This is a genomic window from Acidobacteriota bacterium, from assembly GCA_016208495.1.
Lineage (GTDB): Bacteria > Acidobacteriota > Blastocatellia > Chloracidobacteriales > Chloracidobacteriaceae > JACQXX01.
Window position 1 is genome coordinate 18,418 of the sequence record JACQXX010000092.1, and the last position, 18,351, is coordinate 36,768.

Annotated in this window: 7 protein-coding genes; all 7 read left to right on the forward strand. The window is 51.2% G+C overall.

Going from position 1 to position 18,351, the window contains the following annotated elements:
* The first annotated feature begins 71 nt into the window (after nucleotides 1–71).
* The 7 genes from HY774_19070 to HY774_19100 all read left to right on the forward strand — a co-directional run bounded on the left by HY774_19070 (nucleotide 72) and on the right by HY774_19100 (nucleotide 18,024).
* Entirely contained in the window at nucleotides 72–3,335 is a 3,264-nt protein-coding gene (locus tag HY774_19070) for an Eco57I restriction-modification methylase domain-containing protein (protein ID MBI4750591.1), read from the forward strand.
* Between the two features lie 70 nt (nucleotides 3,336–3,405).
* On the forward strand, nucleotides 3,406–4,236 hold the full coding sequence (locus HY774_19075; GenBank protein MBI4750592.1) for a hypothetical protein: 831 nt from the start codon (nucleotides 3,406–3,408) through the stop codon (nucleotides 4,234–4,236).
* A complete protein-coding gene (locus tag HY774_19080; protein MBI4750593.1) occupies nucleotides 4,233–5,105 on the forward strand; it encodes a DUF3037 domain-containing protein in 873 nt (290 codons plus the stop codon). Before HY774_19075 ends, HY774_19080 begins: the two co-directional genes overlap by 4 nt.
* An 8-nt stretch (nucleotides 5,106–5,113) precedes the next feature.
* A complete protein-coding gene (locus HY774_19085) occupies nucleotides 5,114–5,746 on the forward strand; it encodes a DNA-processing protein DprA (protein MBI4750594.1) in 633 nt (210 codons plus the stop codon).
* A 626-nt stretch (nucleotides 5,747–6,372) separates the two neighbouring features.
* Nucleotides 6,373–14,127 carry a tetratricopeptide repeat protein gene (locus HY774_19090; GenBank protein MBI4750595.1) on the forward strand — a complete coding sequence of 2,585 codons (7,755 nt, stop codon included), beginning with the start codon at nucleotides 6,373–6,375 and terminating at the stop codon, nucleotides 14,125–14,127.
* Nucleotides 14,128–14,317: 190 nt separating this feature from the next.
* On the forward strand, nucleotides 14,318–15,367 hold the full coding sequence (locus tag HY774_19095) for a hypothetical protein (protein ID MBI4750596.1): 1,050 nt from the start codon (nucleotides 14,318–14,320) through the stop codon (nucleotides 15,365–15,367).
* A 458-nt stretch (nucleotides 15,368–15,825) separates the two neighbouring features.
* Nucleotides 15,826–18,024, forward strand: coding sequence for a tetratricopeptide repeat protein (locus HY774_19100; GenBank protein MBI4750597.1), 2,199 nt, complete (start codon nucleotides 15,826–15,828; stop codon nucleotides 18,022–18,024).
* Nucleotides 18,025–18,351 lie beyond the last annotated feature (327 nt).

The window sequence follows — 18,351 nt, forward strand, 5'->3', positions numbered from 1 at the left end:
GTCCGCCCTGTCCGCCCCTACGTCCGCCCCAATGTCCTCCCTAACCCCAAACCGTTCATCCAAAATGATTTATGACAACCCTGAATATCCCACGCACCCGAAATCTGCTGCAAAAATTTGATTTTAAAACACTTTTTATCGAAGAACTTGGCTGGGACAGAAACCGGTCAACGCTTCCAGTTCTCGTTGACGGAAAATCTTTTCAGTTGTCCGCCGTTGCTCACAAACGTGGGTTTGCAGTTTTTCTTTGTGAAATAACGGCTGGACAATCCCTTGATTACCAAACCCGCCGCAAAATTGAGCAACAAGTGGTCAAATCTGCCTTTGAGCATTTAATTATCTTTGTTGATACAGCTCAGGGCGTTCAAATCTGGCAATGGGTCAAACGTGAACGGGGCAAGCCAACGGCCTGTCGTGAGCATACCTACCACATCAACCAACCGGGTGATGCACTCATTCAAAAATTGCAGACGCTGGTATTTACCCTCGATGAAGAAGAATCGCTGGGGCTTCTGGACGTGACACAGCGTGCCCGTGATGCTTTTGACCTGGAACGAATGACGAAACGGTTTTATGACCGATTCAAAACCGAGCATGACGCATTTTTTAACTTCATTGCAGGGATTCCTGATGCCGAAATGCACCGCTGGTACACATCAGTGATGCTCAACCGCCTAATGTTTATTTACTTTATCCAGAAGAAAAACTTCCTGGACAATAACCCTGATTACCTGCGGAAAAAATTGGAAGTCAGCCGACAAACCGGCAAAGATCAGTATTACACCGAGTTTCTGTGTCCGTTGTTTTTCGAAGGATTTGCCAAAAAGGAGGGTGACCGGTCAGCCGCAGCCCGACAAATGCTTGGGCAGGTGCCCTACCTCAACGGCGGCTTGTTTATGAAACACCAGATTGAGGAACTTCACGGAGAGAAAATTCAGATTGCCGACATAGCTTTTGAACGGCTCTTTGATTTTTTTGACCAGTACCAGTGGCATCTGGATGAACGCCCATCGCGTCACGATAACGAAATCAATCCCGATGTGTTGGGCTATATCTTCGAGAAATACATCAATCAGAAGCAGATGGGGGCTTATTACACCAAAGAAGACATCACCGAATACATCGGCAAAAACACCATTCTTCCCTACCTGTTCGATGTCGCCCGCCAAAAATGTAAAATCGCGTTTGAAGGTGAAACCACCGTTTGGAAGTTGCTCCAAAACGATCCTGACCGATATATCTATGACGCTGTCAAAAAAGGAGTTGACCAGCCTTTGCCGGATGAAATCGCGGTTGGGCTGGGCGATGTTGCCAAACGAACGGAGTGGAATAAATCGGCACCGGCTGAGTTTGCGCTCCCGACTGAAATCTGGCGTGAAGTCGTCGCCCGCCATCACCGCTATGAAGAAATCCGCACCAAACTGGCGGCGGGTGAGGTCCGCGACATCAACGACCTGATTACCCTCAATCTCAACATCCGGCAGTTTGCCCAGGATGTGATTGAAAACGCGGAAGGCCCGGAATTGCTGCGCGCTTTCTGGCAGGCTATCGAAAAAGTCACGGTGCTTGACCCAACCTGCGGTTCCGGAGCATTTCTCTTTGCGGCGCTCAATATCCTGGAGCCGCTCTATGACGCCTGCCTTGATCGGATGCAGGTTTTCCTCGATGACCTGGCCCGGTCAGATCATAAGCATCACCCGAAAACCTTCAGTGACTTTCGTGAAACGCTTGAGACGATTGACCGCCATCCCAACCGGCGCTACTTCATTTTCAAATCCATCATTATCAACAACCTGTTTGGCGTGGATATCATGGATGAAGCGGTTGAAATCTGTAAACTACGGCTTTTCCTCAAGTTAGTGGCCCAGGTCGAGCAAGTGTCAGATATCGAGCCGTTGCCCGACATTGATTTCAACATCCGCGCCGGAAATACCCTGGTCGGGTTTGCAAACTACGACGAGGTGAAACTTGCCGTCACCCGCAAGTTCGACTTTGACAATGCGATGGGGCGCATTGACGAAAAAGCACAGGATCTTGATCGGCTGTTCAAACTCTTCCGCCAGCAACAAACCGAACTCGGTGGCGACGTTACCCCAAAAGATAAAAAGGATCTGCACGACCGCTTAAAAGAACTGGAAGATGAACTCAACCTGTATCTGGCTGGTGAATATGCGGTTAAGGTAGATCAAAAAGGGGCGTATGAAACATGGCTCACTTCCCACAAGCCGTTTCACTGGTTTATTGAGTTTTATGGAATCATCAAGGACGGGGGGTTTGATGTGGTGATTGGGAACCCACCGTATGTGGAAATATCCACAATCAGGTCTGTTTACAAGTTGATCGGTTTTGAAACAGATGTATGTGGAAATTTATATGCACCTTGTATTGAGCAGTCATTCAGTCTATTGCAAAACACTGGTCGCTTTGGATTTGTTGTGCAACAGCCTATCGTTTCAACCCAAAGAATGAAAACCGTTAGAGATTTTTTGATTAGAGAATCTTCTATTGTGCTCAGCAGTACATTTGATGACAGACCAAGCAAACTTTTTGATGGAATGCACCATGCACGGATTGCAATTTTGATTGCTGAAAAACGTCCTTCCGTTAACTCCGCTGTACTTTATGTCACTCCATATAAGAAATGGTACAAAGAGGAGCGAGATATTCTTTTTAACAGCCTCAGCTACTTTGGCCCAATTAACCGCTTTGATATTGGTTGTTTTCCAAAAATTCGATCAAAAATCGAATGGAACCTGGTAAGTAAGTTATTTTCAATGCCTCGTAAATTTGGTGAACTGCTTGTCTCACAACATACCAACTATCAAATTTTCTATAAAATCACTGGAGTTGGTCACTGGTTTACTATCACGTGTCGTCCACCCAAGTTTTACCGTGAAGGCACTGAATCGTCCTCAACGAGGGAAGAAACAATAAATTTTCCAACCTTGACAAACCGTGAAACCGCCTTTGCCCTTTTGAACAGCACACTTTTTTATTGGTTTTATCAGGTAAGAACAAATTGTCGAGATTTCAACCCGTCGGATTACAAAATCTTCCCAATACCAAATAGAATTGAAGTAATTGATCTATCTGATCATTCAAAAAGACTTCAGAGAAAACTTGATGCATCAAGTACGTTAATTCAAGTAACTCACAGTAAGACAGGAGCAATTCAACTTGAGCAATTTAAACCAAAAGAAGCAAAAGACATCATCGATGAAATCGACCGTGCCCTTGCCAAACACTACGGCTTTACCGACGAAGAGCTAGATTTCATCATCAACTATGACATCAAGTATCGGATGGGTCGGGATAGCGGGGATAGCGAAGATTGACAATAGTCACGGACGATGCAAAAACAGACAACCCTTTTCAATACAATAACTTTTGCCAAAGGAATCGAATGTGAGCGAAACCAATTGGAACCCAACGAAGATTATCCGGTATGTGAAAACAGTTGATTCCAGTTCACGAACAGCTATTGTTCACACTGATGCTGGAAGAGCCTATCTGAAAGCAACCAACAATCCAGAAGGACGGCATATTCTGGCGTGCGATTGGCTAGGAACGAAACTGGCACATGAGTTTGGACTACAAACCTTTGATGCGGCTATCTTGAATATCACGGAGGAGGACCAAATCCCAATCCAGGGTACAATCCTTGCTGAAGTTGGGGCAGCCTTTGTCACGCGATCCGAGGTTGGGATCCCAATGGGGCAACTCCGGGCATTAACAGGGGTTGCCAATACAGAAGACGTAGCCCGCCTGGTTGTCTTTGATACGTGGGTTCGCAACTGTGACCGTTATGCACCAGGCTTGCGCCAGGGGAAGCCTCGGTCAAATGCTGACAACGTTTTCCTCTCCATGGAAACAGGCACTTTGGTGTTGAAGGCAATTGACCACGGGCACATTTTGACCTGTGGAAAACCCCTGTCGTCACGACTGGCACATATCGAATTTGTCCAGGAGTCAAAGCTTTACGGGCTGTTCCCATTCTTTTTGGGATCAGTAACGGCTGAAGATATTGACCGCGAAGCCAAGCGGCTGAAAGATATTCGCCCTCAGTTTTGGCAAACCATCTTGCGACACCTGCCTGTCGAATGGGATGTGTCGGATACTACCAAACAGGCAATTGATCAATTTCTGTCGGATAGGGCGCAATTTCTCATCAAGCGGATCGGTGAAATTGCCGCCCAGGAACTCAGTTCCACCTTGCAGGAGGGAGAGACCATATGAACGACAATCTCAAATCTATCAAAGGGTATTATTCGCTTCTCCAATATGTGCCCGATTTAGAACGCTCTGAAGGGGTAAACGTTGGCATTGTGTTGTTTTGTCCAGACATTCAATTTTTGAAAATCAAGACCGATCCGAGCAATGACCGGATTCGACGGTTCTTTGGTCACGACCGCGAATTCAACCCAGCCATCCTGACTGCCTATAAAGATATTTTTTCAGAGCGGTTGGAGTATGAATTCAGTCAGCGGAAACTGACGACGCTCGCCGAGTTTGAACACTTTGTTGATACGCGTGCCAACGTTATGCTCTTGACGAAACCACGCTGGGTCAAAGTTTATGATCCAGAAGCCGAACTGGAACATCTGTTTCAGACGTTGGTCGGCACACCAGTACGTGCCATCGCCAAAACAGCAAGTGCTGAACCAGCCACGATTTCCGCCACATCTGGGCAACTCATTTTCACCCAACCAAAAGAAGTTAAACACCTGTTTACCCAGAAACTCACTCAGCGGAAACTGACGGCAAAAATTACTTCAAACCTCAAACTTGAATTGCCATTGTTAAAACACACCCAGACCTACCCGGTGGCCTATCACAATGGAGCCCTCAACGTAGTGAAACCAGTTGTGTTTGGAGAGACAGAAACCAAGGCAAGCAATCACGCCTGCCGTCTGGCGGTTGAAGGTACCGCCTTGCGGAAATTGCCTGAACCAGCCGTTTTGCGGGTGCTGGCCGGATTTAAGTCTGAAAATATTGACCTCATTGCGCAGGTCACGGAGTTGCTTGGAACGTTTCAGGTCAAACTCTACCGGGCTGATGAAATGGATATGCTGATTGAAGAAATCGAACGCAACGCACACGAATAGGCTGCCAGATGAAACTGACACACCTCACTTCGAAAGACCCTGAGTATCCGGCAATACTCACGAACGTGATGGGAGCTAAAGCCCCACAAGTCCTTTCAATGATTGGAGATATTTCTATTTTAAAGCGCCCGACCGTGGCGCTTTTTTGTTCGGTCAAATGCCCTGGCGAGTTGATTTTGAAGACCTACGATTTGGCTCAGCAGTGGCGAGCTGAAGAAACCACTATCATCAGCGGTTTTCACTCCCCGATTGAACAGGAATGCCTCGTGACCCTGCTGCGTGGGAAACAATCAATCATCATTTGCCCGGCGCGTGGCCTCGAAGGCATGCGCCTCAAGGATGAATGGAAAAAGCCGCTGGTGGATGAACGGCTACTCTTGCTTTCGATTTTTGGTCAACCGTGCAAACAGCCGAGCGTGCGGACAGCCACGCTTCGCAATCAGTTTGTGGCGACATTGGCCGATCAGGTTTTTGTCAGTTATGCGGCGGAAGGCGGAAAAACCGAACAGTTTTGCAAAACGCTGATTGAACAAGGCAAATCCGTGCTGACTTTCGAAAGCAAGGCAACGGAAAATCTCGTCACACTTGGGGCGGAGGTATTCAAGATTAAAACTGAGAGCACAAAAAGCGCTGAAGGATGAAAGGACTGAAACAAGCTTATGAAAACACCAGCCGAGCTTGAAAACAGCGAATACCAGGAATTTTTGACTCATCTCAAAACCCGAATCCGGGAAATCTCAAATATATGTGAGCATTTGCCGAAAATTACCCCCACAAACAATTCGTGCAGCAGCCTGCTGCACAAATTCCCTGGCAATGGCAGTAAGTTAAGAATGGGAGCGCGGGTATCCTGCCCACTTGTATTTCAATTTCAACCAACTGCGGGTGAGACGCCCGCGCTCCCAGCAGAAACTTTTTTCTATTTGCCGAGAATTACCCTGACGAGCAATTTGTGCAAGAAGTGCTTGCACAAATTCCCTAAGGGAGCGTTAAAAAACGGCTAACGTTGCTCTATCCCTCCGGGATGAGAACCAAAAACCGACAGGTGAAAGGAATATCACCCTCCAGTCACAAGTTCATTTTTTTGCGACTCACGACTCGCTACTCGCTACTCGCTTTCCAAAAAAGTGCTATACTGCCCGCCGCCACAGCCCGTTTGAGCACAACCAGCACAGTTCACCTGACTTTTTTTCTCGACCGTCGCCAGCCCCACCACCCTCAGGGTGTATCGGCGATGCACGTTTCATCTTCTCAAGGTGTGTGTACCATGCGAAAAGCAACCCTGCTTTTTTTTGCTCTCTTTGCTTCGGTCATCCTCAGCCTCAATCAACTTCCACTGAGCCAGGCCGCCCCCAACACCGCGCCGGTAACTGCCATTCAGCCTGCGTCCCAGGCCAAACCCAAACCAGTGGCCAAAAAAGCTGGCGCCGGCGACAAGACTGCTGGCCAGACCAGGTTATTCCCCAAGCCGAAGCCTGATCCGACCCGGGCCCAAACACCTGAGATTGATACCGCGTTGTTTTTGACCGAGGAATTTCAGGGCGTCCAGAGCCGCGTTCCGCGCCCCTATGCAGAAGCCCGCGACCAGATTGGCCAGTTGCTCACCAAATATCCGCAAGACACCAAACTCCTGCGCTATGCGGCCAACCTGGATGAAAAGCTCGGCAATTTTGACCAGTCCATCACGGAGATGCAGCAGTACACAGAGTTGCGCGGCAATGCTCCGAACGCGCTCCGGCGGCTGGCGGCCTTCTACCACCAGCGGGCGATGTTTGCCGACGAAGTACGCACCTTGCAACGGCTGGCGCCAGTGGCATTTCCGTTTGAACGCGACGCCATTTACCAGGAAATTGCCAAACGCGTCAAACAGCATAGTTTACAGGGATTTGACCTGGCTGAATTTTACCGAAAGACGATTGAAACTGATCCAAATAACCTCAAACTGGTTGAACAGTACATCACCCAACTGACCGAAACCCGGAACTACACGGAAGCCACACGGGCCCTGACCGAACTCCAGCCAAAATACCCGGCTGACCTGCAGTACTTTCTCAAAACCAGAGCCAGCGTCTATGAACAGACCCAGGATCGCCGCCGGGCCGAAGCTGTCTACGGCGATGCCTTTGACCCGCTCTGGCCGCGCCCGATTGTGAGCGATTATTATGACCTGCTCCGCCGGATTGGCCGCTATCGGTCATATCGCCGCGACCTGCAGGAGAAATTTCTGCGCTCGAAAACGGCTGATTTCAATGTGGCCACCCGACTCTTTAACCTCTATGCCTATGAAGCCAACCTCGAACAGGCACAGCGGGTCGTCACCGAATTTGAAAATCGCCGAACCGCCCAAAAAGCATCCTGGAACCGCAAAGAACTGGAAACTCTGGCCGGACAGTGTCTCCAGATTGGCAGCTATGATCTGGCATCGCGGTTTCTCTATTCAATGTACCTGATGCAGGGCCTGCAACCGGGTACGCATGAACGCGAACAGACCCTGGCCAGACTGACCCAGTTGCTCCTTGATGCCCAGACCAACGGCCTCCCCTTGAGTACCGGCGACCTCTCGTTTTATCGGGACGTAGCCCAAATTGATCAGGGCGCGGGCTTTTTGAATGGAACACTGTCGCTCATCCTGGCCGGCAGCAGCCCGCAAAGTGAATTCAAAGCGGTTGAAAGTTCAGCCGTGGCGTATTTTAACCGCGCCTTTGCCCATCGCCTCTACACCGGACTCAAAACCGAATACCCGGCGTCCAAACAACTGCCGGAACTGACCGCCAAACTGCTCGATGCGTTTACGGCAATGGGTGAATATGAAATCGTGGTCAAACTCGGCGATGAATTCCTCAAACAAAACCCGCAATCACCAAACTTTGATGTCATTACTCTGAAAATTGCCGATGCGGAAGTCCGTCTAAATCGTCGAGCCAGCGAACGGACCCGACTCATCGCCTTGATGGATCGCAAAGCCGCCGAACTCAAGCCCGGCCAATTGCTCGTGCCGGTGGCCTCGAAACGATGGACCTACAAACCGACACCAGTGCCGGGAGAAACCGTCGCCACCGATGGGACTCCGGTTGAAGAATCCGAATCTGAAACTGATTCAGGCAGCACGGTTTATGAAATTTATGACCCGGCGGAAGGCAGCGATAGCGATTCATCGGAGTATCAATATTATGACTATCCGACCGACTATCTGGGAAACGGCATCCAGCCAGCCGATGCCATTACTTATAGCCGGGTTCTGGAGCGGGTGATTGCGAGCTATGCCGCCGAGGAAAAACCCCAGGAAACGCTCAAGTTCCTCTATGGCGAAATCAAAAAACATTCGCAGGAAGAAGGACTCTATGAGCAAATGCTGAAGTGGCTGGGGCAAAACAGCCTGGTTGACGATCAACTCAAAGTGTATTCCGATGCGGTGCGCCGCTTTCATACCAACACCTGGTACCACCGCATGGCGCGCTGGTATGTTCGCAATGACCGGAAGCAGGCGTTTGAGCAGTACTCGCGTGAACTGACCGAGATTCTCGATGACGGCGACATCGAAGAATACCTGCAACAATTCATTACTCAGGCTGACCCAAACAGCAACCAGAACGACGCCCGGCTGTACCTCGAATTGTATCGGTTTGCCCACGACCGGTTTCCAACCAATGTCTCGTTTGTTAAAGGTCTGTTGACCTATTACAAACAAACCAAAAACTGGAAAGAATGGGAAAAATTATCAGCTCAGTATTACTTTTCAGACCCGGATATTCGTGAAGAACTCTTGCGGTGGCAATCGCAAAGCAACACCTTACGGTCAAACTATGAAGCCGCTAAAGGCCGGGCGGCAACTTCGCCGGTGTACAATCAATTTGCCGCCGATGGTGCGATGTGGCTCTCACACCACGACGAAGCCCTGACCGCCTATCGCGAACTGGTCAAAAAATATCCGGGCGAGCCCCAATATGCCGAACGGCTGGCCAAAATGGCCCGGTCGCTGGGCAGCCAGGACATCAAACTCTATGAGGAATCTGCCGCCGCCTGGATCAGCCTCGCCAAAGTCTATCCAACGTCACATACCTTCCCGACCCAGGCCGGCGAAGTCTATGCCGAAATGAGCGATTTCAAACGGGCTGGCGAGCAGTGGGACGCCATTCTCAACCGCGAACGCGGCAACCCGGAAACATTTCTCGAAGTCGCCAGCATTTATTGGGATTACTTTCAGTATGATGATGCCATCCGTATTTTGAGCACCTTGCGCCAGACCATGGGCAGCACGACGGCCTACGGCTATCAGATGGGCGCCATCTATGAAGGCAAAAACCAGATGGATCGGGCGATTGCCGAATATGTCGCGGTCCTGGTCGAAGTTGGCGACACACGGACCCAAACCGTCAAACGCCTGCGGCAACTCACGCCGCGCAAAGATTATGCGGCTCAGATTGCCAGGGCCTTTGCGGCCCGTGCCGCCCAACCGGGTGCTAATGACGACGGCCAGTTGACGCTTGGGTATGTGGAATATTTAAAAGCCGTTAAACAGTTTGACGAAGCCTTTACCCTGCTCAAACGCGACGTCCAGACCCGCACCAGCCCTGAATTCCTCGAAGCCGCTAGCGATGAATTCCGTCGCAATCGGCGAACCGATGAAGAAGAACAAACCCTCAAGCGGCTCGTGACGCTGGCCCGCGACGAACACGAAGCCATGAAATATCGGCTGCAACTGGCGGCCTTTTATGAGCGCAATAATCAGGTAGACACCGCCGTGTCGGTTATGGATCGCCTCACCAGCGAATTTGCCACCAATCTGGGCGTGCTGCAGGAAGCCACTCAGTTTTACTGGCGCGTTGGGCTGCTTGATAAATCCATTGCGCTCTATCAACGCACGTCAACCCAGGCGGTGGGACAGTACAAACGTCAATTTACGCTCCAGCTTGCCAAACGCCAGATGGATGCCGGCAAACTGGCGGATTCTGAAAAGACGCTCCGGACGTGGTATGGTGAAAACCCGCTTGATATCGAAGCCTTTACCCTTCTGACCAAAGTTCTGGCTGAATCCAATCAGTCAGAAGCCCTGGCCGAACTGTATAAAACCGGACTCAAAAACATCGCCAACGGAAACCTCAGCTCTGATGAACGCCGCAACAAAACGGCGGATTTGCGGCTGGGTTTGATCGAAACACTTACCAAACTCAAACGCCACAGCGAAGCGGTTGACCAGTACATTGAAATCATCAATCGGGATCCGGAGAACACAACCGCGCTGGCAGCGGCGTTGCGTTATTCGTCGCGCACCGGGCAAATGGGCCGGTTGCGGGCCTACTATACCGATCTGGCCCAAAAAGCGGACCGAAACTATCGCTGGAATGTCGTGCTGGGTGAAATCTCGATTTACAACGGTGAAGTCACTGTCGCCTCTGACCAATACCGGCAGGCAATTTTAAATGAACCACAGCGGCTTGATTTCCGCTCAAAACTGGCCGGGTTGTATGAGCAGCTTGGGCGCTATGACGATGCGGTAGCGGTGCTCCGGCGGGCCTACGAAATTGACGCCGGCAATTCGGAATGGCTCGTGACGCTGGCCAGTCTCTATATTCATCAAGGAAAAGCCGATAAAGCGGTTGAAACCCTGCGCGAAGCGGTTACGGTTCGGAAAAACACGCTGGCCGCCACTTATTTCCAATATGGTCAGATTCTGCTTTCGGCGGGCATGGTCAAGGAATCGGTGAAATTCTTTGAAGACGGCGTTGAAAAAGTCCGCCGTGATCCATACCGGAATGCCATTTCTTCCTATGAAGCCGGTAACTGGCTGACCGCCGTGGCGCTTACGGAAACACCGCTGACGGCACTGACCAAAGCTGAAACCCTGGTGAATCTACTCACTGCCGAGGCCAACAAACCCAATAATGCCCAACCGGGAACACCTCGGGGTTCAGCGGAAACCGTCCGGTCCACGCTCCGTGAAAAACTGGCGGAGATTGTCTTCAACTATGCCACGCCCGCCCAAATGACTGAACTTGAAGCCGCCCTTCGCAAGCGGGTGGACCAAAACCAGGCCAACACCATCGAAAGCCTGACCAACCTCAATTCACTGGTTGAATGGTTTGACATGCTGGGATTGACGGCTGCCCAGGAAGCCGCGCTCATCCGGGCCAAAGACGTGGCCTATGCCATCCGCACCAACAATCAGGATGGGCGCTTCCACACGCAACTCCAGTCGTTGCTTGCGTTTTATCGTTCACGAGAAAACTTCAAGACGGTCATTCAACTCCTCGAAACCGAGGAAAAACGCGAGAAATACCCTGGAACCTACAACTATCCGGTGGCGATTGCCGCCGAGTATCGCGCCGCCGGGGATGTATCAGGCGAGATGCAAACACTGGCCCGACTCTATCGCAGCCAGAGCGGCGATATGGTCACGAGTGAAAACGCGGAAGTCGGACGTTACTTAAACCTGCTCTATACTCAGGGCAAACGCGCCGAACTCGATGCCCTGGCCCAGATTCGCTCGCCGTATCAACTTCAATTGATCAATTTTCTGGCCAAACGACGCGAAAAAGACCTGGCTCGCAAGGCGATTGCCAACGCCGGATTGTCACCGGCGTGGATCAAGTCTCGAACCGCCCAGCTTGAACTGTATTTCCGCAATAGCTCCCCAGACGTGGAACCACTCTTCCGCGAAGTCCTCAACCTGCGGCCAATCGGCGAGCAACTGGCTCAAACGCCAAATCAGCAACGCGAACTGGTCGGCGATGACTGGTACAAAGTCGCGTCAAACTACGGTGTCTGGTTAACCCTTGACCCGAAACGGACCAAAGACGCCAGCCGGTACCTGCTGGCCTACGCCGAAGATTCGCCCAAATCGGATGAAGCCCAACGTGGTCTGGCCAATTTCCACCGGCTCGACAAACGATTTGACCTGGCCAAAGCCCACATCCAACTCGCCAAGGAATTGGATCCAGCACAAATTGAGACCTATGCGCTCGAAGGTTCAATTCTGTATGAATCAGGTGACCGCACTGGCGGGCGAGCGGTGTGGAACCAACTGCTCAACCTGCCCCGCGGCGTCAGCGAAGCTTATGTCCGGTACCTGCAAGTGATGACCGAACATGATTTGTTTCTTGAAGCTCTGCCAGCGGTTGAAGAACGGCTGGTGGCCCGTGTTCGACGCCCGGACGTTGACCCGGAAGATTGGGCAGGTCTGGCCCGCGCGATGAGCGCCACAGCGGATGAAGAACCAAAATTTGCCAAAGCGGTCAATGACAGTTTTGTGCGGGTGATGCAGGCCGTGCCGGAAGATATGAACTTCGGCCTCTTGATCCTGAATGAAAAACTGGTACCTGCCAGCGAAAAAATCCCGTTCCTTCGGATGATGCACAACCGGGCGGCGGATACGGTGCTGGCCGCTTATTCAAACGGGGACTATAACTTCAATAACTATGGCTACTACACCTATTACTTTAATTACAGTTCGCCGGCCAACGTGTTGAAAGTCGTCGAACAACGCTGGATTGACCATCTGCTGGAAAAGAAAAACTATCCAGAAGCTGAAAAAACGCTGGCGGAGATGCGTTCCTTGCGCACACTGCTCTTTGGACAACTGCGTGAAAGTGAGGCGGTCAATCCAGATGAATATTATTCCGATTCGGACGACTTAACCGTTGAACCAACCTGGATGGTGATGGCCCAGGCCGTACTTGAACTGCGCACCAATCGGGCCGCCCTGGCCTTGCAACGACTCCGAACCGCGATTGGACTTGATAAAGCCGATGATTTTCGAGAAGGTGAAATGGATTATGAAGGAAACGACTACAGTTATGACTCGGAAACGAAAGTTACCTATCAGAATGCCTATAACCTTCTTGTAAATGAAAACCATCAGGCCGAAGCTGATGCCCTGCTGGGTGAGTTCTACCAGAAATTCCAATCGCCAAACTCTCCACTGAGCTTCTTTGTTGGAATGGCTGAAATTGAATTTCGCCGGGGGCGAACAGCCGAAGGTCTCGCCCAGTTAACCCGTCTGATCAACAATCGCAACACTGCTGATGCGTTGATTTCAGCAGCGGAAACTGCGGCTCACTACGGACAATTTGCCCAGGCAGTTGAATGGCGGACCAAAGCCACCCGGCTCGCCCCGCTCAACACCCTCAATCGGATTGAGCTGGCAAGAGTTCAGGAACGAGTCGGCACGGCAGAGACCGCCCTGACCACACTGGCCGATCTGATTGATAACCAGAATACAACCAACCCTGAGCGACTGACGGCGATTGAAGTTCTGGGCGGCATTGCCCGCCGCAATCGCACTGCGGCTTCAGCCCTGATGGCCCGGTATACCAGCAAACCGGAATACACATCCCAACTCGTGCTGGCCCAAATCCAGGAAGCAACTGGAAACACCAGTGCCGCCAAATCCATTCTGGATCGGCTGGCAGCCGCACCGTTTGCCACCATGGCCCGGATTGAACGCGGGCAACTGGCGATTCGTGAAAAACAACCCGAAACGGCACTCACGGCCTATCTGGCAGCGCTCAAGGACGATCCAGAGAAACAACTTTCCGAGCGCCTGGCCTTTGCCGATGCCCAGCCGGGAACCAACCTGATCGAACTCTATCTGGCCACCAATCAGTCTCCAGCCGCCCTCCGACTGGCGGGGACGCCAACCACGGAGGAATCAGAATCCAGCGACAGCGATTTGACCAGTTTTACTTATCAAACCATTGTCAACGAAGACAGCCTGCCGGAGCCGGCCCTGCGAACCCTTGCGGCTGAAAGTCGGCGGCATACCCGCGACTATCAACAGCGGGTTTATCCACTTCTGGTCGAAGCCGCTGTCCAGACGGGCGACCTTCCACAAGCGCTCGAATTTGCCCGTGTGGCCCGAAAGTTTGCGAAGACACCGGAACTGATTGCGGCGGCTGACAAGCGGATTGAGACGTTGACTGAGCAGGTCAACCAGTTCAATCGCACCAACCTGATTTTTGGCACGAGCGTGACTGGACCGGAATCATTGGAAAGCACGCTTGGGGAAGCAATTGCGAGGAAATGAGTGAGGTAGCGAGGTAGCGAGATAGCGAGATAGCGAGGAGTCAGTACCACCTGTGTAAGTGGGTGGGAGTCAAGCCTCATAGCGAGGAGTCAGTACCACTTGCGTAAGCGGGTGGGAGTCAAGCCTCGGGTGAAACGAGCGTCAGCGAGTGGAGTTCGTGGGCAATTAAATCGTCGAAAGGAACCTCTTTGTGACAAATCAGACTTCGCTCGAACAATGGAAACAGTTGTTTGATGTCGCCAAACAGTTAAAAGAACAGTCTCCCTGGACCTGGATGTTGGACTCTCATCTCTTTGGCGTTCAAGACCCGGTGAGCAGCAACATTGCCTATTGTTGTGTTTTGGGAAACCTCGGAGAAGTACTTGGCATTGCGGCTTATCTGGGAACAACCGGATTGGAAACATTTATCCAAATCCAGCAGGGTGCCATTGGGATGGATCCTGAAGAACTCCTGTTTATACAAGATTGCCTGATGATGTCATTTGATGATCGAGATTTGCTCGACAAAAACGAACTGGCCACCATCAAGAAACTCGGCTTGAAATTTCGGGGGCGCCAATCCTGGCCGACGTTCAAACGGTATGAACCGGGCTTTGTCCCCTGGCCCGTCAATGCCCAGGAAGCCCAGTTTCTGCTCTACATCATTGAACAGACAATGGTGGTGGCCCAGCAGCTTCGTGAAAATCCGAAATATCTTGAACCTCCCAAAAAAAAGCTCTGGCAGAGACTTACATTAACTGAGCGGTACCTCACCCGCGTGCCAATCCAAACTGGAGACTCCTTGAGTTGGAAAGACGAGTGGCTTGCCCCACCACCGTCCCCCAAACAATCAAGTTCGCTCGGCACCATCAATGAAGTTCAGCTTGAGCGAATCAGTAAGCTGCCAATCAAGCGCGGCGGAACCTGGGAAATTGATTATTTTCATACCCATGCCGCTCTTCGAGATGCCGACAAACCCTATTTCCCGATTATTGGGTTGGTGGTGGAAAGCCAGAGCGCCATGGTGATTGCTCCGGTCATTTGCAAACCCGATCAGATTGGGACACAACTGGTCGGAGAATTGTTCAAGATCGCCGAGGAACATCGAGTGTTGCCACAGACAATCAACGTGCTTCGACCGGAGTTACAGGAATTTTTGTCACCAGTCGGCAAAAAACTCAGCGTCAACATTAAAACTGTCAGACGCCTGCCAGGATTGGAAATGGCTCGGGACTTTATGCGTCAGATGCCAGGATTTTAGGAATGAAGGATGAAGGAAGTGGTTCGTGGTTAGGGAGCGTTAAAAAACAACTTCCCGATTTTCATTTGGGTCGAAGCCATTTTCTTTTGAGTTCGGTGGCACTTTCCCTGACAAAAGCTCAGACCCCGTTGAAGTCTTTGGATTTCTTTTTCGTGTATTTCGTGTATTTCGTGGTTTCCTGCTCTGAAATTCGATCTCTCCGGGTGACTTTCGATAAAAACGGGAAGTTGTATTTTTACAGTCCCTTAGTGATTCGTGGTTAGAAATCAATACTTTCGAAGAAGCACCAGGCATCAGGCACGGTGAGAGACGACTTGCAATCGGGAATGTCCCAGGCCATTGATGGGAACACACCTTCACTGAAAATGACTTCCAGCCGGTCCTTTCTGTCTTTTATGTCCTTTCTCTCCTTTCTGTCCAGGCAGTCGGTATTTTGGGCAAAATTTGGGGGATGAACCATGAAGAATAAACCTTCGTCAACAACCCAAACAGCGCCTGCACCGTGGCTGTATCACCCGACACTTGACCTGATCGTGGGGTGCGGGGCCTGGTCGTTCCCCCTGCTCTTGCTCGATTATGGAATTGGCCCTGGGAAACCCATTGCTGTTCTCGTCAGTTTTTATGCGCTGGCACTGGTGTTTAATTATCCACATTACATGGCCACGCTCTATCGGGCCTATCGCACCCACGAAGACGTCACCAAATACAAATACTTCACCCTCTATTTCACCGGGTTAATTGTCCTGACCGCGATCCTGACGCACTGGTCGTATGAACTGCTGCCGTGGGTCTTTACCACCTACATCACCTGGAGTCCCTGGCACTACACGGGTCAAAACTACGGACTGGCCATGATGTTTGCCCGGCGGGCTGGTGCTCAACCGCCCACCTGGCAGCGAAATCTGTTTTACACCGCGTTTCACTCCTCGTTTTTCATTCTCTTTTTCACCTTCCACAGTGGTCCATCCAGCGACCCGGTACTTGTCTCCCTTGGCTTTCCGATTGGGTTTGGATACTGGGCACGTGTGGTGCTAGTTGGAGTGTTTCTGATCACAAGCCTCTGGAGCATCTGGCTTTTGGTCCGACAATCAAGCTGGAAAGCCATGCTGGCGCCGATTGTTTTACTCTCGACACAGTTTCTCTGGTTTGTGGCGCCGACATTGCTCGAATTCGGATCAGGTGTCTCAATTGCCCAGACCCGGTACAGCTCTGGTGTCCTGGCCGTCATGCACTCGGCCCAGTATTTGTGGATTACCAGTTACTTTGCCCGTCGCGAAGCCCAAACCAGTGCGATTCCAAACTGGAGTTTCGCCGCCTATTTCGGAACGCTGATTGTCGGTGGAATTGCGTTGTTTCTTCCCGGCCCGTGGTTGATCAGCTATGCGTTTCACTATGACTTTGCCGCCAGCTTTTTGATCTTCACGGCAATTGTCAATATTCATCACTTTATGATGGACGGCGTCATTTGGAAATTGCGGGATGGACGCATCGCCGCCCTGCTCCTGACGCCTTCAAGTGGAAAAGTAGCCGCGAGTTCCCAGTACAAAGTCGCGTTGGTTGATGCGGTTCGATGGGTGACCGGCGCGAGCACTGGAGCGCGAGTCTTTCGCATAGCAACCGCCATTGGGTTGCTCTTTCTCGCCGGACTGGATCTGGTCAAGTTCTACTTTACAACCAATGAACAAAACCTTCCGAATCTGGTTCGGGCGGCAGAACTCAACCCATATGATTCAGTCGCTCAACGACGACTGGCCCAGGCTCAGCTTCGACAAAACAATACCGATCAAACCATTGTTGCCCTGCAAATAGCAGTGAAGGTCAACCCTCACGACCCAAATACCCAGCAGTTACTCGGGAAAATGCTGCTCGAACAGGATCGGCTCACCGAAGCCTATGCCCACTATCAACAAATGGTGGTCAATATCCCCAATGATGCCAATGTTTTGATGAACTATGCCGTTTTGGAAGCCCAATTTGGCGATACTGACAAAGCCATTGCCGGTTGGGAACAGGCCCTGCAGCTTGATCCAGGTCAATTGAACGCCCATCGGTATTTGACCGAAAACTATAAACAACAGGGCAATTTCCAAAAGGCGATGTTTCATGCCGAACGGTTTCTGGAATCGGCCAGGAAACTCCCGCCAGATCAAGTCACTCCAGCCGATGTCATGATGATCACCTTGCGTCTGGCCCAATCTGAAGCTCAGTTGAATGCCCAACCGGCGGCCATCACCCACTTTGAAGCGGTCATCACTCAGTCCCGGCAGATTGGGAACCGTGATGTCGAAGCCCTCGCACTGGTTCAATGCGGGGAAGCTTATGGCCAGCTCAAACAATTCGATAAAGCCTTGGGTGTGTATCAACAAGGGTTACAGCTTGAGCGCCCCAACAGCAGCCAGGCTGATTTAGCCGTTGACTGGTTTAACTACGGGCAGTTGTTACAAAGCTGCCAGGCGCCCAACCGCCTGATTTTGGCCTGTTTTCTCAAAGCGGAGACGCTGTTGCTCAATGCCGGATCCGGAGTCCAATCATCTTTGAATGTTGTGCGCCGGGCCCGAATCGAACTCGAATCACGACCTGATAGCGATGCCGCCCAGACCCGCCGTCAGTTGGAAGTCGTTTTGCAAGAAGCACTTCGGTTTCGAAAAAATGGATAGGATGAGCCCCACAGGGAAGTTTCAGTTTTAACCTGCGCAGCCGGTGACAGACAATAGCCCCCGGTGCAACCGGGGGATTGCCCAGTTGCCCTCCTCAACCTGCGCAGCCTAGATTTTGTGCAAACAGCCCCCCTTCCTCAAAATCCTGTTTGTGAAATTGTTTTTCCAGTTTTCCGCCCTTTTGGTTCCTTCACAAACCTCGGTTCAGGTTCAGTGGTCGAAATTCAGGTTCTGAATTTGATCCAGGTGGTTGAAGTTGCTGAGCCTCAATAGACAAAACCGGAAAAATAACTTACAGCAGGTGGCAGAGAGAGAAAGAGCACCCAT